Here is a 19,180-nt window from a genome sequence, read left to right as displayed (position 1 = left end):
GATGGTCGTCGAGGTAACCACCGATCGTCTCGACGGGGCTACGCTGCGCAGGGCCTTCGGCTGTTTCCCCTCCGGCGTGATCGCCGTCTGTGCCGCAGTGGACGGGGTGCCGATCGGCATGGCCGCAAGCGCTTTCACACCGGTGTCCCTCGACCCGCCGCTGGTATCGGTCTGCATCCAACACACATCGACGACGTGGCCGCTGTTGCGCCGGCGGCCCTACCTTGGTGTCAGCGTGCTGGCCGAAGGACACGACGAAGCCTGCATCAGTCTGTCCCGCAAGACCGGAGACAGGTTCGCCGGAGTCGGCTGGACCGAGCTACCGGACGGCAGCGTCATCGTTCACGGATCAACCGCTGCGCTGGACTGCCGGCTGCGTGACGAGATCCCGGCCGGCGACCACCTCATCGTCCTGCTTGAGATCTGTTCGCTGCAAGCCGATCTCGACCGTGCACCGTTGGTGTTTCACGGTAGCCGGTTCCGCCGACTCGCAGCTGCGCAGCGGGAGCCCGCATGAAAACCACCGATGTGCGAGTGCGACGCGCCCTCACCGCGATAGCCGCGGGGCAGCCCGTCGTCCTCAGCGACGGTGCCGACGGTGACGGCTTCCTGGTGTTCGCCGCCGGCGCCGCCACTGCGCACCTGCTGCACTTCACCATCCGCCACACCACCGGGTACGTCCGAGTTGCCCTGCCGGGCAACGAGTGTGCCCGGCTTGGGTTGGCACCAATGTGCCACGGCGACAGCCCGGATTGCGTGTCCGTCGACGTGCGCGGGACGGGCACCGGCATCTCGGCGGCCGATCGGGCGAGAACCATCGCGGCGCTGGCGGCGCCTGACACGGTCGCGTCCGATCTGCAGCGCCCGGGTCACGTGCTCCCGGTTCAGGCCCGCGCCGACGGCGTGCTGGGCCGGCGCGCCGCCGCCGAGGCAGCCGTCGACCTGGCAGGCCTGGCCGGGCGGGGAAGGGCGGCCGGCTTCTGTGAGATCGTGTCGCGCCGCAACCCGGTGCTGGTCGCCCGCGGTGCCGAATTGCTCGAGTTCGCTGTCGAACACGGGCTCGCTGTGGTGTCCATGTTCGAACTGGTGGCGTATCGGCGCCGAACCGAACCTCAGGTGGTCCGATTGGCCGAAGCCGTCCTGCCCACCTGGGCCGGTACCTCTCGGGTGATCGGGTTTCGCGACGTGCATGACGGCGGAGAGCATCTGGCGGTCATCGTCGGAGCCGCCGGACCAGGGGTACCGGTACCGATACACGTGCACGTCGAGTGCCTGACCGGAGATGTGTTCGGCTCCAAGGCTTGCCGGTGCAGCGGCGAACTCGAGGGTGCCCTGACCAGGATGTCGGCGCAGGGCAGTGGTGTCGTACTGTACCTGCGGCCGGCGGGACAGCCGCGGGCCTGTGGCTTGTTCGGGCGCAGCGAAACCGCTGACCCCGCCGCGGAGACCGTCGGGTGGATGCTGCGTGATCTCGGGGTGTATGCCCTCAAACTCGCCGACGACATGCCAGGATTTGGTCTTGTGCTGTTCGGGGCGATCCGTGAACGCGGCATCGAAACCCAGACTTGGGCAGCGGCGGGCTGAAAATCTCAGTACGACAGACACATTCACGAGGTGACCGATGACGCACCCAGACCTGGCCGGAAAAACAGCGATCGTCACCGGGGCCGGGGCCGGGATCGGCCTGGCAGTGGCGCAGCGGCTTGCGACCGAGGGGTGTCAGGTGCTGTGCGCGGACATCGACGCCGCGGCCGCCGAGACCGCGGCTACCAAGGTCGGTCACGGCGCGGTCGGTCACCAGGCCGATGTCAGTGACGAGGAACAGGTCATCGCCATGGTGCAGTCCTGCGTCACGTTGTTCGGTGGGGTGGACAAACTCGTCGCGAATGCCGGTGTCGTTCACTTCGCTTCGCTGATCGACACCACCGTCGAAGACTTCGACCGCGTCATGTCGATCAACCTGCGCGGCGCCTGGTTGTGCACCAAACATGCTGCGCCCAGGATGATCGAGCGTGGTGGCGGAGCGATCGTCAACATGTCGTCGCTGGCCGGCCATATCGCGGTCGGTGGCTCCGGGGCGTACGGCATGTCCAAGGCGGCCATCAGCCACCTGAGCCGCATCACCGCCGCGGAATTGCGTTCGTCGAACATCCGGGCCAACGCACTGTTGCCCGCCTTCGTCGACACCCCGATGCAACAGACCGCGATGACGATGTTCGACGAAGCCCTCGGGGAGGGCGGCGCGCTGGCATTGATCGCCCGCCTGCAGGGACGCATGGCCGCTCCGGAGGAGATGGCCAGCATCGTCGCGTTCCTGCTCTCCGACGACGCCTCGATGGTAACCGGCACCACTCAGATCGCCGACGGCGGAACCGTCGCCGCGCTGTGGTGAACCCCCCGTTGTCCCGCACGGACGTGGCAAAACTCGACATTGACAGCACCGCAACGTGCGCCGGCGACCCGGAATCCGTCAGGACCGGCTGGTCAAGATCGCCAAGGCGAGCGCGGTGATTTCGTCGGCGACTCCGGAGTATCGGGTCAGATGCCAGGTGCGGGCGACGTCTTCGATGAAGGTGATCGCCGCGGCGATGAGCAGTCGCGCCTCGATGATCGTCGTCTCCGGGACCAGCTGGACGATCAGATCCATCCAGACCGACTCGCGGTCCGCCTTGCTCCTCAGATGGCCGTCGCGAACTTCGCCGGAAGCGTGGGACAATTCGGTGACGCAGACGGCCACCAGGTCTGGCGCATCCAGGCTGATCCGGACATGGCCCTCGACCAGGCCGCGTAAGCGTTGCGCCGGTTCGAGATTCGCACGTATGGCCCGCACGCATTCCAGGCTCCGCCACTCATCGAGGCGGCGAAGAAGCGCGTCCAGGATTGCCTGCTTGGACGAGAACGAGCGGTAGAGCCCCGGACCTGCGATGCCCGCGCCTCTACCGATCTCACTCGTGCTGACCGCCGGGTAGCCCTGCGCACGAAACAGTCGCGCGCCGGTCGCCAGCAGGGTTTCGTACCGCGAGAACAACACGTCCTCGTTGCCACCGGACGAGTCCAGCGGCCGTAGATCGCTGACCGGAGGGGTCCTTGCCGCCGCCATACATGCCCGCGACAGACATCTTTCGAGTTCGTCCGCGGGCAGGGTGAGATTGTGCCCGCCCAGTCCGGTCAAGGTGCTCGACACCGCCCACGCCCGCAGTTCGGCGTGCCGGGGGCTGAGTCCGGGCACCTCGAGCAGCACGTTTTCTCGCATACCGGCGACGATCGCGTTGATGCGGCGGCGGACCTCGACGCGGTCGTCCTCGTTGAGGTAACGGGCCTCGCGCTGCCACAACACCATCAGAGAGCGGGACTCGACGGCCGCAGCGATGAGATCAGGCAGTTCGACATGCAGCGGCCGCGGCGTCGGCTCAGCCTCACCATCACTGAGCCGGCGCGCGCTCTGATACTGGTCCTGACCGGTCCGGATCACTTCGGCGAGCAAGGCCTGTTTGTTGTCGTAATGGCGATACAACGCCCGCGCGGTGACTCCGGCCGCCTCGGCTATGTCTTCCAGCTTCACCGAATGGAAGCCACGCTCGATGAACAGCCCTACCGCCTGCTCGAGAATCTGCTGTTTTCGATCCTTCGGCCGGCGCTTAATGGGTTGGACCGTGGTTCCCGTCAACTCAACCCCCCTTTCTGCCCATCGTCAGCCGAGCATCCTGCCGGCAACACCTACAGCTTCATTCCGCTCTGCCCCTCGAAGTCCGCGAGGTCAAAATAATCGCTGAAGCGCGTGATCTTGCCATTCTTTACTTCGAACACGCCGGTCACCGGTAGCACCACTTTGCGGCCGTCGTTCATCGTGAAGTAGTCCACGCGCTCGACGAGCACCCGGCCCGGCTCAGCGGCCAGCGTAACGATATCGAGCTTGGCATCGGAGAAGGCAGCCAAGAACGCCTCGAATATTCCACGAATTCCGGCGATGCCCTCGATCGGTGCGACCGGAACGTTGTGGTAGACCGCATCGGCGGCGAAGCCGCTGCAGATCGTTTCCAGACTGCGTCCCTCCCAGGATCCGAGGAAATCGCGAACGACCTTCTCGCTGGCTTCTTTGGTGTCGGTCATCCCTACTGCTCCTCCTCAGGGCGCACCAGCCCGTCAGCTGCTAATGGGGTCTCGTCGAACTGTTAAAATACATCAATCGTCGAAAATACGCTATTACGTCGTATTTCACACCTACCAGCGGCGACCATCTACATATTGCTCATGGACATCAGCTCGTCGGCCGTCCTCTCTCGGGACCGCCGGCGAGTGGCCGCGCCTGTGATAACAGCGACTTTCCCTACCTCAGCGTCCACGTCCCGCCGCCGCCGAAACACCGTCGGCCGTCAGCGGCAATCGTTATGTCGCCGTAGAGATCTGCGCTTCAGCCGAAGTCCGACACGCTCGCCAGCCGCACATATGCCGACGCCGCCTCCGCGCGGTTCGTGGCGCGCAGTTTGCGCAGCACCCGCTTGACGTGCGACTTGACCGTGCCCGCCGAGATCACCAGCTCGTCGGCGATCTGTTGGTTGGTGCGGCCCGCCGCCATCAGTCGCAGCACCTCGACCTCGCGGCGGGTCAGCACCGCCATCACCTTGGTTTCAACCTCGGCCAATGACCGTGCCGCGGGACCGCGCTCGACCGGTTCGATCTTGCGAAGATCCAGATCGGCATCCTGAAGTGCACGGGCCGCCTCGTCCGCGGAGGCCAACGCACGGCGCACCTCAACGTGCTGGCGGCGCATCCGCTCCAGCAGCACCGTGCGTTCGTAGGCGTAGCCGAAGCCCTCGGCGAACGCCCAGACCGTGTCCCGATCGATCTCGTCGACCACCCGCCCGGAATACAACCGGTCGGCATGCAGGAACCCAATGACCTTGCCGGTAGGCATGACTGGCGCCGCCACATAAGAGCGGGTCAGCGAAAAGTCGATGATCGGCCGGTTGACGCGCGGATCGGTGCGGGCATCCCGCACGATCGCCGGCGCGTGCCGGCGAATCATCTCCGTTTCCAGCAACATGTGGTCCAGCGGCGGTGCCACCGCCTGCGCGAAGGCGACCATCTTCTCCGCACCCGCGCGGTCCTCACCGAAGTACGCGGATTCCATCACCATCCGGCCTTCGTGGACCCGAAACAGAACGGCGCGATCAAATCCGCACGACTCCACCAGTTCCCGCGGCGCCCGGTCGACGATCATCGCGACATCGTCCACTGCGCGCAGCTTGCTCAAGCCTTCCTGCACCTGCAACAGCGAAAAGGTGCGCCGCTTGGCACCGTCTTCGAGCAGATCCCGCTCCAGCGACGACAGGTCCAGTACCGCCTCGAGAGCGCTCAGTGCGCGCACGTCACCGATCGCCTCCAGCACCGCGCGAACCACGGCCGCTTTGGCGTCGATGGCCTCGGCGACCACGGCTAGCGGGTCATCGGTGGGGTCCACCGCACAACCCTCGAACGCTTCCCGATAGTGGCGTGCGGCATCGGTTTCCCGCACTGGGCGAGACGCCCACCCCGGGTGGTCCCCGTCAGTCAAGGTGGCGAACGTGTCGGGATCGGGCGTGTCGCTGACAACCATCACGTGCTCACTGTCCTCCCAGAGAGGGTGCCACCGGGGCGAAAAGTCTCAATTGCCCTCCTCCGGGGGGAGGAGTCCTCTCCAACGGGGGATCGCTTTACGGGCGCACTCGGCCGAGGCTGGTCGGCATGTCATCTGCGACCGCGTCCGAAACCACATCTGTGCGCCGAGCTCTGGAACTGTTGACCACGCCCCAGGGCATCGCCAACCCCTACCCGCTCTACGACCAACTCAGAGAACACTCACCGGTGGCGGGTTACCGGGACTGGCCTCCGGGCACCGTTCCCGGTGCAGACGAACCTGTCACCGCGTGGGCGTTGTTCCGCTATGACCAGGTCTTCGAGGCCGCACGCGACAGCACGACATTCTCGTCGCGGGATCCGCTGCAGGAGGCCTCCTCTGCCCCGAGTCTGATGCTGGTCAACACCGATCCGCCCAAACACGAAGTGGAGCGAAAGCTGGTCAGCCAGGCGTTCTCGCCCCGTCGCGTCAAACGACTCGGAGGCTGGCTCAACGAGCTGATCCCACGGCTACTCGACGACTTCGGCGCGGCCTCCCGCGAAGGCGACATCGAGGTGATGGAGTTCGCCGCCGAAGTTCCGACCCGGGCCATGGTGCGACTGCTGGGCTTACCCGAGGGTGACCACGTACGTTTTCGCCGCTGGGCCAACGCTTTCATGCTGTCGTCGTCGCTGACCCCGCAGGAACGCATCGCCAGCAACGAAGAGATGGTGGCGACATTCGCCGCCCGCCTGGCCGAACGCACCGAGCAGCTGGCCCAGGGAGGCGGGTGCGCCGCCACTGCAGACATCGACGAGGCCGAAGACCTGATCTCTGCGCTGTTGCGCGCCGAGGTGGACGGGCAGCGGCTGACCCCGGCGGAGATCGTACGATTCTGCGTCACGTTGGTGGTCGCCGGCAGCGAGACGACGACCTTCCTGATCGGCAACCTGTTGCACGCGCTGGCGCGCGAGCCGGAGATCGCCGCCCGCATTCGCGCCGACCGCACACTACTGAATCTGTTTGTGGAAGAGGAGCTTCGGCTCGACGGGCCGCCACAGCGGCTGTTCCGCATCGCCACCCGCGACGTCGAGGTCGGCGGTAAGTCGATTCGTCGGGGGGAGTGGGTGGCGCTGTTCTTCGGAGCGGCCAACCGCGACCCGGGCGTGTTCTGTGAACCCGGGCGGCTTGACATCGACCGACCCAATATCCGACAGCAGCTCTCGCTGGGTCACGGCGTGCATTTCTGTCTCGGCGCTGCCCTCGCGCGCCTGGAGGTGTCGGCCGTGCTCAACGCCGTACTGGACCGCTACCAACGCATCGCGCTGACCGACGACCCCGGCACCAAACAGACTGCCAGCCTGCTGACCCACGCCTATGTCCGCCTACCCCTTAACTTTTCATGAACGAAGCGCGAAACATCGCGGCAACCAGGGCCATCTATCAGGCCGTGCCGACGGGTGACCTGCCCACCGTGCTCGCAAATCTGGATTCGGAGGTGCGGATCACCTATTACGGCACTGAGACGATTCCCTATGCAGGTGATTACCGGGGCATCGACGAGGCGATCATGTTCCTGGAGAAGGTCGGACAGGCAATCGAAATCGTCGAGATGGATCCATGGAAATTCATCGCGCAGGGTGACGACCTGGCCACCTGGGGACGACAGCGGTTCCGGCGTCGCACCACCGGCCGCGAGTGGGAGTCGGAGTTCGCCCACATCATCACGCTGCGTGCGGGCCGCTGGTTGCACTTTCGCGACTTCGCGAATTCCGCTCTGGCGTTGGAGGTGTTCCAGCCATGACGGTCACCGTCGACCGCGCGGCCTGCGTGTCCGCCGGCATCTGCGTGATCACGGCCGATGCGGTGTTCAGCCAGGACGCCGACGGCTGGTGGTCCTCGTCCGCGAGGACGCGCTTGCGGGTGCCGGTCGGTGTGCGCGCGACGCTACCGCCGACCATCGTTGCGACACGTCGATCCAACGGTACTAGCAAGATACATCATCACACATAAGTAGCTATTTGCATCGATATTTGGCGAAATGACAAGTTCAGATATGCGTATCGGCTATGGACATGATGGTCCCGCGCCGCGTACCCTCGCCAATGTCACTTCGTCCACTTCGACCGGTCCGGGGGCCCAGCGTGAGCCACTGCACGCCACGACACTGCGCCGGCATCAGGCGGTGCGCGCCCTCATGGTGATGGTCCTGGATCAGGCCTCGAAACCCATCCGCGCGATGGGCGACTTCTTCGCCATGACGATGGACACCTTCGTGGCCATGTTCCGGCCACCTTTCGCGTGGCGTGAATACCTGTGTCAATGCTGGTTCGTAGCCAGGGTGTCGACGCTGCCGGGCCTGTTGATGACTATTCCGTGGGCGGTGATTTCGGGGTTTCTCTTCAATGTGCTGCTGACCGACATCGGCGCCGCGGATTTTTCCGGCACCGGTTGCGCGATCTTCACCGTCGACCAAAGTGCCCCAATAGTCACCGTTTTGGTGGTGGCAGGCGCCGGAGCCACCGCCATGTGCGCCGATCTGGGCGCACGGACCATCCGCGAAGAGCTCGACGCGCTGCGGGTGATGGGCATCAACCCCATTCAGGCGCTGGCGGTTCCGCGGGTGCTGGCGGCCACCACCGTTTCACTGGCCCTCAGTTCGATAGTGATGGCAACGGGTCTCATCGGCGCGTTCTTCTGTTCAGTGTTTCTGATGCACGTCTCGGCCGGCGCCTGGGTGGCAGGTCTGACCACGCTCACCCACACCGTCGATGTCGTCATCTCGTTGATCAAGGCGACGTTATTCGGACTGATGGCCGGTTTGATCGCCTGCTACAAGGGCATGTCCGTCGGCGGCGGTCCGGCCGGGGTGGGCAGGGCGGTCAACGAGACCGTGGTGTTCGCCTTCATCGTCCTGTTCGTGATCAACATAATCGTCACCGCCGTCGGCATGCCGTTCATGGTGTCGTGAGGTGAAGCCATGACGGTAAGTGTCCCCAGCGGCCCCAACCGAGTGCAGCATTTGTCGAAATCGTTCGCCGCCGAATGGAATCGGCTCGGCTCCCAGATGCGCTTCTATGTCAGCACGCTGGCCGGGATTCCCGATGCGGTGATCAACTACCGAGGCGAGTTGCTGCGCGTGATCGCGCAAATGGGGCTGGGGGTCGGGACACTCGCCGTGATCGGCGGAACGGTGGTGATCGTCGGATTCCTGGCTATGACGACCGGCGCCATCGTGGCGGTGCAGGGCTACAACCAGTTCGCCTCGGTCGGTGTGGAAGCTCTGACCGGTTTCGCCAGTGCGTTTTTCAACACTCGGGAGATCCAGCCGGGAACGGTCATGGTCGCGCTGGCGGCCACGGTCGGCGCCGGGGCCACCGCGCAGCTGGGTGCCATGCGGATAAACGAGGAGATCGACGCGCTCGAGGTGATCGGTATCCGCAGCGTCAGCTATCTGGCCAGTACCCGGGTGGTGGCGGGTGTGGTGGTCGCCATTCCGTTGTTCTGCACCGGACTCTTGACGGCCTATCTGGCTGCCCGCCTGGGCACTACGTTGGTCTACGGTCAGGGTTCCGGTGTGTACGACCACTACTTCAACACGTTCCTGCGCCCCTCTGATGTGCTCTGGTCGTCGTTTGAAGTCGTCATCGTCGCGCTGATGATCATGCTGGTGTGTACGTATTACGGCTTCAACGCACACGGTGGGCCCGCCGGGGTGGGCGAAGCCGTCGGCCGGGCCGTGCGTGCCTCGATGGTGGTGGCGTCAATCGCAATTGTCATCATGACGTTGGCCATCTACGGCCAATCTCCCAACTTCCACCTGGCGAGCTAGGGCGATGAAGCAGAGGCACGGCCGGCATCGCCTGCACGACGGGTGGTGGACACTGATTCTGCTGGCGGTGATAGGTGCGGTGGTCGTGGTGACCGCCACGTCCTTCGACGGCACCTTGCGTTCCTACGTGCCGGTGACGCTGACGTCCGACCGTTCCGGGCTGGTGATGGACACCGGGGCCAAGGTCATGATGCGCGGTGTACAGGTCGGTCGGGTCAGCCAGATCGACGCCAAGCGCGGAGCCGACCTCAGCCTGGAGATCGACCCCGACCAAATTCGATACATCCCCGCCAACGTCGAGGCGAAGATCAGTGCCACCACCGCCTTCGGCGCCAAGTTCGTCGAACTGGTGATTCCGCAGAATCCCGCTCAGGCAAGGCTTTCCGCTGGCGCGGTACTGCATTCGAAGAACGTCAGCACCGAGATCAACACCGTCTTCGAAAATGTGGTGGACCTGCTCGGCATGATCGATCCACTCAAGCTCAACGCGGTCCTCAGCGCCATGGCCGAGGCCTTGAGGGGACAGGGTGAACGGATCGGCGAAGCCACCACCGACCTCAACCAGGTGCTGCAGGCACTCAACGCGCGCAGTGAAACCATGCGCCAGAACTGGCGATCCTTCAAGAACTTCAACGACACCTACGACGAGGCCGCGCAGGACATCCTCACCATCCTGAACGCGGCGAGCACCACCAGCGCCACCGTGACGAATCACGCGTCGCAGCTGGATGCGTTGTTGCTGAACGTGATCGGTGTATCGAACACGGGAGTCAACCTGCTCGCCCAGAGCAGGGACAATCTCGTCTCTTCGGTCAACATCCTGGAACCGACCACCAATCTGCTGATGCGGTACAACCCCGAGTACACCTGCTTCCTGCAGGGCACCAAGTGGTACCTGGACAACGGGGGCTATGCGGCCTGGGGCGGCGCTGATGGCCGGACCCTGCAACTCGACGTCGGGCTGTTGTTGGGCAACGACCCCTACGTCACCCCCGACAATCTGCCGGTGGTCGCGGCCAGGGGCGGTCCCGGTGGTAGACCGGGGTGCGGGTCGTTGCCCGACGCCTCCAAGAATTTCCCGGTGCGCGAATTGGTCACCAACACCGGCTGGGGTACCGGGATCGACATCCGGCCCAACCCCGGCATCGGGCACCCGTGCTGGGCCGATTACTTCCCGGTGACCCGCGCCGAACCCAAACCACCGTCGATACGTGCCTGCATTCCGGGCCCGGCGATCGGGCCCGACCCGGCGGGCCCGCCATACGGGGCAGCCCGCTACGGCCCCGGCGGAGTTCCGCTGTGGCCGGGAATGCCTCCGGCGGAGACGGATTCGCCACCACCGTGAGCCTGGGCATGACCACCATCACCGACAACGAGGAGAACGGCAATGAGGGAGAACCTGCGAGGCGTGGTCATGCGCTTCGGCGTCTTCCTGACGGTGTGCGTGCTGACCGCGTTCTTGCTGTTCGCCGTCTTCGGCGAGGTGCGGTTCGGCGAAGGGAAGACCTACTTCGCCGAGTTCAACAACGTGTCCAACCTGCGGGACGGCAAGTTGGTCCGTATCGCCGGCGTGGAGGTCGGCAAGGTCACCAAGATATCCATCAAACCCGACGCGACGGTGCGGGTGGAGTTCACCGCAGATAACTCGGTCGTCCTCACCGAGGGCACGCAGGCGGTGGTGCGATACGACAATCTGTTCGGCGACCGCTACCTGGCACTCGAGGAAGGTGCCGGCGGGCTGAAGGTTCTGCCTCCCGGACAGACGATTCCGCTCTCCCGTACCAAGCCGGCACTCGACCTGGACACTTTGATCGGCGGTTTCAAGCCGTTGTTCCGCGCGCTGAACCCTGATCAGGTCAACGCGTTAAGTGAACAATTGCTGCACGCGTTCCAGGGACAAGGCGCCACCGTCGCGTCATTCCTGGAACAGGCTGCGGCAGTGACCAATACGTTGGCCGAACGGGATGTGCTGATCGGACAGGCGATCGACAATCTCAACGTGGTGCTCGGTTCGCTCGGTGGACAGAGCGACCAGCTGGACAGGGCGGTGACGACGCTCTCGCAGCTGGTACACGGACTTGCCGAGCGCAAGGCCGACATCTCCAACGCGGTCGCCTACACCAACGCTGCCGCCGGTTCGATCGCCGACTTCATGTCACAGGCCCGGACACCGTTCACCAAAGTGGTGCACGAGGCAGATCGGGTCGCCGGCATCGCGCTCGACGACCACGACTACCTCGACAACCTGCTCGAAACATTGCCGGACCGATACCAGGCCCTGGTCCGCCAGGGCATGTACGGCGACTACTTCGCCTTCTACCTCTGCGACGTCGTGTTGAAGGTCAACGGTAAGGGTGGCCAGCCGGTGTACATCAAGGTGGCCGGGCAGCCCACGGGACGGTGCGCGCCGAAATGAAAACATTCGCCGAACGCGGCAACCTGGCGACCGGCGCCGTCGGCCTGGTGGCCGTCGCCGGAATTGTGCTGGGCGCCATGCAGTACCGGGAACTGCCCTTCTTCAACGAGGGCAGGACTGTGTCGGCGTATTTCGCCGATGCCGGCGGGCTGCGCACCGACAACACCGTGGAGATCTCCGGGTACCCGGTGGGAAAGGTTTCGAGCATTGAACTCGACGGGTCCGGTGTGCTCGTTAAGTTCAACGTAGACAACGATATTCGGCTCGGTGAACGCACCGAGGTCGCGATCAAGACCAAGGGTCTGCTGGGCAGCAAGTTTCTCGACGTGACCCCCCGCGGCGAGGGCCAACTCAAGGGGACGATCCCAATGGAACAGACCACGTCGCCTTACCAACTGCCGGACGCACTGGGCGATCTGGCCACCACGATCAGCGGATTGAACACCGGTCAGCTGTCCGACTCATTGGGGACGCTGGCCCAGACCTTTGCCGATACACCGGCGCAGTTCCGCGTTGCGATCAATGGGGTGGCCAGGCTGGCGCAAATTCTCGACGAGCGCGACGCGCACCTGCGCGGTCTGCTCGACAATGCGGCCAAAGCCACCGCAGTGCTGTCCGAGCGCACCGACCAAATCGTCGAACTCGTGCGCGACACCAGTGCCTTGCTGGCACAGCTGCGAACTCAGAGCGCCGCCCTGGACCAAATCTGGGCCAATATCTCCGCGGTATCAAAACAATTGGCGGGCTTCATCGCCGAGAACCGCGAGCAGCTGCGACCCACACTGGACAAGCTCAACGGGGTGCTGGCGATCGTGGAGAACCGCAAAGAGCGCCTGCGACAAGCCATCCCACTGGTCAATAGCTACGTCATGTCACTGGGCGAGTCACTGTCGTCAGGGCCGTTCTTCAAGGCGTACGTGGTAAACCTGCTGCCGGGCCAGTTTGTTCAGCCATTCATCAGTGCCGCCTTCTCCGACCTGGGTCTGGACCCGGCCACGCTACTTCCATCGCAGCTGACCGACCCGCCGACCGGCCAACCCGGGACTCCAGCGTTGCCGGTGCCCTACCCGCGGACCGGCCAGGGCGGCGAGCCGCGGCTGAACCTGCCCGACGCGATCACCGGCAACCCCGGCGATCCCCGGTATCCCTACCGGCCCGAGCCGCCGGCCCCGGCCCCGGGCGGCCCGCCGCCCGGCCCACCCGCGCAGCAGCCGGGGGAGCACTCGTGACGGCGACGCTGCGACGCGCACGCTCGGTACTGGCGACCGCTCTGGCCCTGGTGCTCGTCGCAGGTGTCATTGTCGCGATGCGATCCGCCGGGGGTGGCACCCGAACGGTGGTGGTGGCCTACTTCGACAACAGCAACGGCGTCTTCGCCGGCGACGACGTCCGCATCCGGGGTGTGCCCGTCGGCAAGATCGTCAAAATCGAGCCGCAGCCCTTGCGATCCAAGATCTCGTTCTGGTTCGACAGCAAATACAAGGTGCCTGCCGACGCCAAGGCCGTGATCCTGTCGCCGCAGCTGGTCACCGGCCGGGCCATCCAGCTCACACCGCCCTACACCGGCGGACCGACCATGGCCGGCGGCGCGGTCATCCTCCAGGACCGCACCCTGGTACCGGTCGAGTGGGATGACTTGCGCACCCAGGTTCAGCGGCTCACCGAATTGCTGAAACCCACGCAGCCGGGCGGCGTCAGCACGCTCGGTGCACTGATCAACACCGCGGCCGACAACCTGCGCGGCCAAGGCCCCGCCATTCGCGACACCATCATCAAGCTGTCCCAGACGGTGTCCGTGCTCAGCGACCACAGCAAAGACATCTTCGCCACGGTGCGAAACCTGTCCACCTTGGTGACCGCGCTGCACGACAGCGCGGACCTGCTCGTCCAGCTCAACCACAACCTGGCCGCGGTATCGGCCATACTGGCCGACAACCCGAACAAGGTCGCTGCTGCGGTCGAGGACCTCAATGCCGTTGTGGGTGACGTGCAGAGTTTCGTCGCAGCCAACCGCGAGGCGGTCGGCACCACCTCGGACAAGCTCACCTCGATCAGCAACACTCTGGTCGCCAGCCTCGACGACCTCAAACAGACCCTGCACATCAGCCCGACGGTGCTGCAGAATTTCAACAACATCTTCGAACCGGCCAACGGCGCGCTGACCGGCGCGCTGGCCGGCACCAACATGGCCAATCCGATCAGCTTCCTGTGTGGCGCAATTCAGGCCGCTTCGCGGCTGGGCGGCGAGCAAGCGGCCAAACTCTGCGTCCAGTACATGGCGCCGATTGTGAAGAACCGCCAGTACAACTTCCCGCCGATCGGAGAGAACCTCTTCGTCGGCGCGCAGGCCAGACCCAACGAGATCACCTTCAGCGAGGACTGGATGCGGCCCGAATACGTTCCGCCTGCTCCCAATACGCCACCCCCGGCGGCCATCGAGCAGCCCGCCGAATCGGCGGTGCCCACCGACCCGGCGGCCGGACTGCGCGGCATGATGCTGCCACCGGGGGGTGGCTCGTGAGGATCCGCCGCTCGATCGCCGGCCTGACGATCCTGGTGACGATCGTGGCCGGGATGTCCGGTTGCGGCTGGCAGGGGCTGAACTCGCTGCCGCTACCCGGCACCGAAGGCAACGGTGCCGGGTCGTTTTCGATCCAGGTGCAGATGCCGGAAGTCAACAATATTCAGTCGAATTCGCGGGTGCGACTGGCCGACGTGACGGTCGGCCATGTCACCAGGATCGAGCGGCAAGGCTGGCATGCGTTGGTGAGCATGAGGCTCAACGGTGACGTCAACCTGCCCGCCAATGCGACAGCCAAGATCGGCACCACCAGCCTGCTCGGCTCTTATCACATCGAATTGGCAGCGCCCAAAGATGAACCGCCGCAGGGCAAACTGCGCGACGGCTCGGTGATTCCGCTGTCCCGCGGCAAGTCCTACCCCAGCACCGAGCAGACGCTGGCGGCATTGTCGCTGGTGCTCAACGGCGGCGGGCTGGGCCAGATTCAGGACATCACCGAAGCTTTGAGCACGGCGTTCCGTGGACGCGAGCAAGACCTGCGCAGCCTGATCGGGCAGCTGGATACGTTCGCCGCCAACCTCAACGCGCAATCGGGCGACATCATCGCGGCCACCGACAGCCTGAACCGCCTGGTCGGCAAGTTCGCCGCGCAGCAACCGGTGCTGGATCGGGCATTGGCCACCATTCCCGACGCGCTCGGGGTGCTTGACGACGAGCGGGCCAAGCTCGTCGAAGCGGCCGATCAATTGAGCAAATTCAGTGCGCTGACTGTCGATTCGGTCAACAAGTCCAAAGCGAACCTGATCAACGAACTTCGGCAGGTCGGTCCGGTCTTGGAGTCACTGGCCAATGCGGGCCCGGCCCTGACCCGGTCGCTGTCCCTGCTGGCCACCTTCCCGTTCCCGAACGAGACATTCCAGAATTTCCAGCGCGGCGACTTCGCCAATCTCACCGCGATAGTCGACCTGACGCTCAGCCGAATCGACCAGGGCCTGTTCACCGGCACCCGGTGGGAATGCCATCTGACCCAGCTCGAACTGCAGTGGGGCCGCACCATCGGCCAGTTCCCCAGCCCGTGCACCTCGGGGTACCGGGGCACCCCCGGCAACCCGCTGACCGCCGCATACCACTGGGATCAGGGGCCCTAGATGCTGCACCTACCGAGACGAATCATCATCCAGCTCAGCATTTTCACCGTGATTGCCGTCGGGGTCGTGGCCATCACGTTTCTGCACTTCGTCAAACTGCCGGCCATGCTGTTCGGCCTCGGCCGCTACACGGTGACCATGCAATTGACGCAGAGCGGTGGGCTATACGGCACCGCCAACGTCACCTACCGCGGGTTCGAAGTGGGCCGGGTCGAATCGGTGCGACTCACCGACGCAGGGGTGCTGGCGACACTGTCCCTGAAATCGGGCATCGAAATTCCGTCAGACCTCAAAGCCGAGGTGCATAGTCAGACAGCGATCGGCGAGACCTATGTCGAGTTGTCGCCCCGCAATGCGACATCGCCGCCGCTGAAGGACGGTGACGTCATCACGCTGGCCGACACCTCGGTGCCACCCGACATCAACGATCTACTCGGCGCCGCAAACACCGCTTTGGCGGCCATACCGCGCGAGAACCTCAAGACCGTGGTCGACGAGTCGTATACGGCGGTGGGTGGGCTCGGTCCCGAGTTGTCCCGCTTGGTCATGGGATCGGCCACCCTGGCCATCGATGCACGCAAGAACCTCGACCCGCTGGTGGCGTTGATCGACCACGCCCGGCCGGTGCTTGATTCGCAAACGCACACCTCGGCCGCCATCTCCGAGTGGGCAGCACACTTGGCCACCGTCACCACCGAACTGCAGACGCACGACGCCGCGGTGGCCGGTGCCATCGACCGGGCCGGCCCGGCCCTGGGGGAGGTGCGCGGGCTGATGGAGCGGGTGCAACCCACCCTGCCCATCCTGCTGGCCAACCTCGTCAGCGTCGGCCAGGTCGCGCTCACTTACCAGAACGACATCGAACAGCTGCTGGTGGTGTTCCCCATGGCGATTGCCGCCGAGCAGGCGGGCATTCTGGCCAATCTCAACACCAAACAGGCCTACCGGGGTCAATACCTGAGCTTCAACCTCAATCTCAACCTTCCGCCGCCCTGCACCACCGGCTTCCTGCCGGCTCAACAGCAGCGCGTCGCCGCTACCGAGGACTACCCGGACCGCCCCGCCGGCGACTTGTACTGCAGGGTCCCGCAGGACTCGCCGCTCAACGTGCGCGGCGCCCGCAACATTCCATGTGAAACGGTGCCGGGCAAGCGCGCTCCCACGGTCAAGTTGTGCGAGAGCAATGAGCAGTACGTGGCGCTCAATGACGGCTGGAACTGGAAGGGCGATCCCAACGCCACTTTGTCGGGTCAGGGCATTCCGCAACTGCCACCCGGTTCGCCGCCTCCCGTCCGGTCACCCGCACCGCCACCGCCGGTCGCCGTCACCGGGTACGACCCGGCCACCGGAGCTTTCACCGGACCTGACGGACAGCAGTACGTCCAACCCGACCTGGCGCTGTCGGCCCCGAAAGACAAGACATGGCAATCGATGCTGCTGCCCCCGGGCAGCTGACCGGAAAGATGGAGGGACGCAATGTCGGTAACCACCGAACTGGTCCACGATGAGGACGCCGACGACCTCGCCGCGGCCGACCGTGCGGAGGCTGTCACCGAATCCGAAGTGGCGGAATCGGACAATGAACCTGCGGCCCGGCCGGAGACACCCGTTGCTGCCCCGCGCCGAGCGATGGCTTTCGGTTTGGTGGTCGCCATCTCACTGGCGGCGTTATTGTGCTGGTACGGATTTCACGTCCACCAGGGGCAGCAGACGCAGACTGCGCGGAGTGCGTTTCTACAAGTAGCCAGACAAGGCGCGCTGAACTTGACAACCATCGACTGGCGGCATGCCGATGCCGACGTGCGCCGTATTCTGGACGGCGCGACCGGCGAGTTCTACAACGAATTTACCAAGCGGTCGGGGCCTTTCGTCGAAGTGCTGCAACAAGCCAAGGCCACCACCGTCGGAACGATCACCGAGGCCGGGCTGGAATCGGTGACCGGCGACACTGCCCAGGCATTGGTGGCCGTTTCCGTGCGTACCTCGAACGCCGGTGAGGCAGACCCGGTGCCGAGAATCTGGCGAATGCGCGTCACTGTCCAACGAGCGGGCGACCAGGTGAAGGTGTCCAACGTGGAGTTCGTACAATGACCGAAAAAGAAACTGCGCCAACGCGAAACGAGAGGTTGCCGCGCCACGACGACCGCTGGACGCGGGTGATCGCATACGGGCTGCTTCCTGGGCTGGCCATGCTGTTGGCATCCGGCACCGGTTACCTGAAGTGGCAAGACGGTTCGCTGTGCGACGCCCCAGCGGCCCGCACGGCCTCGGTGCAGGCCGCTACCGAGAGCACCATGGCGCTGCTTTCCTACCGCCCCGAGACGGTGCAGCAGGACCTCGAAGCCGCGCGGGGGAGGCTGACCGGTACGTTTCTCAACGCATACACGCAGCTGACCCATGACGTCGTGATCCCGGGAGCAAAGCAGAAGCAAATCTCGGCCGTGGCCACAGTTCCCGGTACGGCGTCGCTGTCGACTTCCGCCGACCACGCCGTCGTCCTGCTATTCGTCAATCAGACCATCACCGTCGGTCAGGACGCACCGACCAGCACCGCATCCAGCGTTCGCGTCACCCTCGACAAGATCGAGGGTCGTTGGCTGATCTCGCAGTTCGACCCGGTCTGAGGTGATGCCGTTGTACCGCTTGACGTTGACGCTCGCAGCCGCCGTCTTCGCCGGCTCACTGCCTGTCGCGGGTGCGGCACCGCGGGCGAACGCAGATGTGGTGGCCTACCTGGTGAACGTGACGATGCGTCCCGGATACGGCTTCGCCAGCGCCGACGACGCCTTGAGCTACGGACATGGCCTGTGCGACAAATTGTCCGCGGGACACAGCTATGGCCAGCTGATCGGCGACATCAAGGCCGACTTCAACACCGTCGACGAATACCAGGCGTCGTATCTGCTCAGCCAGGCGACCAACGAGTTGTGCCCTGCGCTGATCTGGCAACTAAGGAACTCCGCGGCCCACTGAAGGAGATCGAAGTGTGGTACCGATTGCTCACGCTCTCAGCGGTATTGACCGGCACGGTGTTGGGCATGCCGTCAGCTCATGCGGATAACAAGCGTCTCAACGACAGTGTGGTCGCCAACGTGTTCACCGTTCAACATCAGGCAGGTTGCACCAACGACGTCAAGATCAACCCGCAGTTGGCGACGGCCGCCCAATGGCATGCTGTCGACGTCCTGAACAACCGCGCGGTCACCGGCGACATCGGTTCGGACGGATCAGCTCCGCAGGACCGTGCCGCTGCCGCCGGCTTCCGCGGAAAGGTCGCCGAAACGGTGGCGATCAACCCCGCCATAGCGATCAGCGGGATCGAATTGATCAACCAATGGTATTACGAGCCAGCCTATTTCGCGATCATGTCGAATTGTGCCAATAGCCAGATCGGGGTGTGGTCGGAGAACAGCCCGGACCGCACCGTGGTGGTGGCGGTTTACGGACAACCCGATGCAGCGGCCCCAACACCGCCGAAACCGCCGTCCGTGGTCGCGCTGCAAGACAACGTTCCCCTTGATCCCCACCCGGACTACGACGCCAGCGACGAAGTCGAATACGCGCTGGACTGGTTCCCGTGGATCCTGCGCGGCGTGAACCCGCCGCCGGGCATACCGCCGAAGTAGCCGCAAGTTTCTCGGTAAGCGAAATGTTCTGTGCGGCTTGA

At 64.7% G+C, this 19,180-nt stretch carries 21 protein-coding genes; 18 read left to right on the top strand and 3 right to left on the bottom strand.

Annotation, left to right across the window (positions count from 1 at the left end; genetic code table 11):
- Nucleotide 1 precedes the first annotated feature (1 nt).
- From AC5Y7D_RS26385 to AC5Y7D_RS26375, 3 genes are read left to right on the top strand one after another with little or no spacing between them, the layout of a single operon-like run.
- The gene (locus AC5Y7D_RS26385) at nt 2-517 is read left to right on the top strand and encodes a flavin reductase family protein (protein WP_499928721.1); all 516 of its coding nucleotides are present in this window, start codon (nt 2-4) and stop codon (nt 515-517) included.
- Nucleotides 514-1,584, top strand: a complete 1,071-nt coding sequence (locus AC5Y7D_RS26380) for a 3,4-dihydroxy-2-butanone-4-phosphate synthase (protein WP_499928720.1) — start codon at nt 514-516, stop codon at nt 1,582-1,584. Before AC5Y7D_RS26385 ends, AC5Y7D_RS26380 begins: the two co-directional genes overlap by 4 nt.
- 37 nt (nt 1,585-1,621) lie before the next feature.
- A complete protein-coding gene (locus tag AC5Y7D_RS26375; RefSeq protein WP_499928719.1) occupies nt 1,622-2,392 on the top strand; it encodes a glucose 1-dehydrogenase in 771 nt (256 codons plus the stop codon).
- Nucleotides 2,393-2,470: 78 nt separating this feature from the next.
- Here AC5Y7D_RS26375 and AC5Y7D_RS26370 read toward each other — a convergent pair whose 3' ends face one another.
- The 3 genes from AC5Y7D_RS26370 to AC5Y7D_RS26360 all read right to left on the bottom strand — a co-directional run bounded on the left by AC5Y7D_RS26370 (nt 2,471) and on the right by AC5Y7D_RS26360 (nt 5,596).
- The gene (locus tag AC5Y7D_RS26370; protein WP_499928718.1) at nt 2,471-3,667 is read right to left on the bottom strand and encodes a TetR/AcrR family transcriptional regulator; all 1,197 of its coding nucleotides are present in this window, start codon (nt 3,665-3,667) and stop codon (nt 2,471-2,473) included.
- A gap of 50 nt (nt 3,668-3,717) precedes the next feature.
- Entirely contained in the window at nt 3,718-4,110 is a 393-nt protein-coding gene (locus tag AC5Y7D_RS26365) for a limonene-1,2-epoxide hydrolase family protein (protein WP_499928717.1), read from the bottom strand.
- 301 nt (nt 4,111-4,411) lie between these two features.
- Complete coding sequence (locus tag AC5Y7D_RS26360) at nt 4,412-5,596, bottom strand: LuxR C-terminal-related transcriptional regulator (RefSeq protein WP_499928716.1); 1,185 nt, start codon at nt 5,594-5,596, stop codon at nt 4,412-4,414.
- Between the two features lie 128 nt (nt 5,597-5,724).
- Between AC5Y7D_RS26360 and AC5Y7D_RS26355 the strand changes: the two genes are divergently transcribed.
- From AC5Y7D_RS26355 to AC5Y7D_RS26285, 15 genes are all read left to right on the top strand, one after another.
- On the top strand, nt 5,725-7,002 hold the full coding sequence (locus AC5Y7D_RS26355; RefSeq protein WP_499928715.1) for a cytochrome P450: 1,278 nt from the start codon (nt 5,725-5,727) through the stop codon (nt 7,000-7,002).
- Nucleotides 6,999-7,400 (top strand): nuclear transport factor 2 family protein, encoded by a 402-nt coding sequence (locus tag AC5Y7D_RS26350; RefSeq protein WP_499928714.1) that lies wholly within the window; start codon nt 6,999-7,001, stop codon nt 7,398-7,400. Before AC5Y7D_RS26355 ends, AC5Y7D_RS26350 begins: the two co-directional genes overlap by 4 nt.
- Nucleotides 7,397-7,609: a ferredoxin gene (locus AC5Y7D_RS26345; protein WP_499928713.1), complete on the top strand. Its 213-nt coding sequence runs from the start codon at nt 7,397-7,399 to the stop codon at nt 7,607-7,609. Before AC5Y7D_RS26350 ends, AC5Y7D_RS26345 begins: the two co-directional genes overlap by 4 nt.
- A 184-nt stretch (nt 7,610-7,793) precedes the next feature.
- Nucleotides 7,794-8,567, top strand: a complete 774-nt coding sequence (locus tag AC5Y7D_RS26340) for an MlaE family ABC transporter permease (RefSeq protein ID WP_499928757.1) — start codon at nt 7,794-7,796, stop codon at nt 8,565-8,567.
- Between the two features lie 9 nt (nt 8,568-8,576).
- Nucleotides 8,577-9,428: an ABC transporter permease gene (locus AC5Y7D_RS26335; protein WP_499928712.1), complete on the top strand. Its 852-nt coding sequence runs from the start codon at nt 8,577-8,579 to the stop codon at nt 9,426-9,428.
- 4 nt (nt 9,429-9,432) lie between these two features.
- Nucleotides 9,433-10,773 carry an MCE family protein gene (locus tag AC5Y7D_RS26330; RefSeq protein ID WP_499928711.1) on the top strand — a complete coding sequence of 447 codons (1,341 nt, stop codon included), beginning with the start codon at nt 9,433-9,435 and terminating at the stop codon, nt 10,771-10,773.
- Nucleotides 10,774-10,815: 42 nt separating this feature from the next.
- Nucleotides 10,816-11,844, top strand: coding sequence for a virulence factor Mce family protein (locus AC5Y7D_RS26325; protein WP_499928710.1), 1,029 nt, complete (start codon nt 10,816-10,818; stop codon nt 11,842-11,844).
- Nucleotides 11,841-13,073: a virulence factor Mce family protein gene (locus AC5Y7D_RS26320; protein ID WP_499928709.1), complete on the top strand. Its 1,233-nt coding sequence runs from the start codon at nt 11,841-11,843 to the stop codon at nt 13,071-13,073. Before AC5Y7D_RS26325 ends, AC5Y7D_RS26320 begins: the two co-directional genes overlap by 4 nt.
- Complete coding sequence (locus AC5Y7D_RS26315; RefSeq protein WP_499928708.1) at nt 13,070-14,365, top strand: virulence factor Mce family protein; 1,296 nt, start codon at nt 13,070-13,072, stop codon at nt 14,363-14,365. Before AC5Y7D_RS26320 ends, AC5Y7D_RS26315 begins: the two co-directional genes overlap by 4 nt.
- 14 nt (nt 14,366-14,379) lie before the next feature.
- Nucleotides 14,380-15,513 carry a virulence factor Mce family protein gene (locus AC5Y7D_RS26310; RefSeq protein ID WP_499928756.1) on the top strand — a complete coding sequence of 378 codons (1,134 nt, stop codon included), beginning with the start codon at nt 14,380-14,382 and terminating at the stop codon, nt 15,511-15,513.
- Nucleotides 15,514-16,968 (top strand): MCE family protein, encoded by a 1,455-nt coding sequence (locus AC5Y7D_RS26305; protein WP_499928707.1) that lies wholly within the window; start codon nt 15,514-15,516, stop codon nt 16,966-16,968.
- A gap of 21 nt (nt 16,969-16,989) precedes the next feature.
- Nucleotides 16,990-17,604, top strand: coding sequence for an Rv1363c family protein (locus tag AC5Y7D_RS26300; protein ID WP_499928706.1), 615 nt, complete (start codon nt 16,990-16,992; stop codon nt 17,602-17,604).
- Nucleotides 17,601-18,137 carry a hypothetical protein gene (locus AC5Y7D_RS26295; RefSeq protein WP_499928705.1) on the top strand — a complete coding sequence of 179 codons (537 nt, stop codon included), beginning with the start codon at nt 17,601-17,603 and terminating at the stop codon, nt 18,135-18,137. The genes AC5Y7D_RS26300 and AC5Y7D_RS26295 overlap by 4 nt, the downstream gene beginning before the upstream one ends.
- 4 nt (nt 18,138-18,141) lie before the next feature.
- On the top strand, nt 18,142-18,486 hold the full coding sequence (locus AC5Y7D_RS26290) for a DUF732 domain-containing protein (protein ID WP_499928704.1): 345 nt from the start codon (nt 18,142-18,144) through the stop codon (nt 18,484-18,486).
- A gap of 65 nt (nt 18,487-18,551) precedes the next feature.
- Nucleotides 18,552-19,139 (top strand): CAP domain-containing protein, encoded by a 588-nt coding sequence (locus tag AC5Y7D_RS26285; protein WP_499928755.1) that lies wholly within the window; start codon nt 18,552-18,554, stop codon nt 19,137-19,139.
- The last annotated feature ends 41 nt before the right edge of the window (nt 19,140-19,180 follow it).

Source organism: Mycobacterium sp. NGS49, from assembly GCF_059812565.1.
This window is presented reverse-complemented; position numbering and strand designations above follow the sequence as displayed.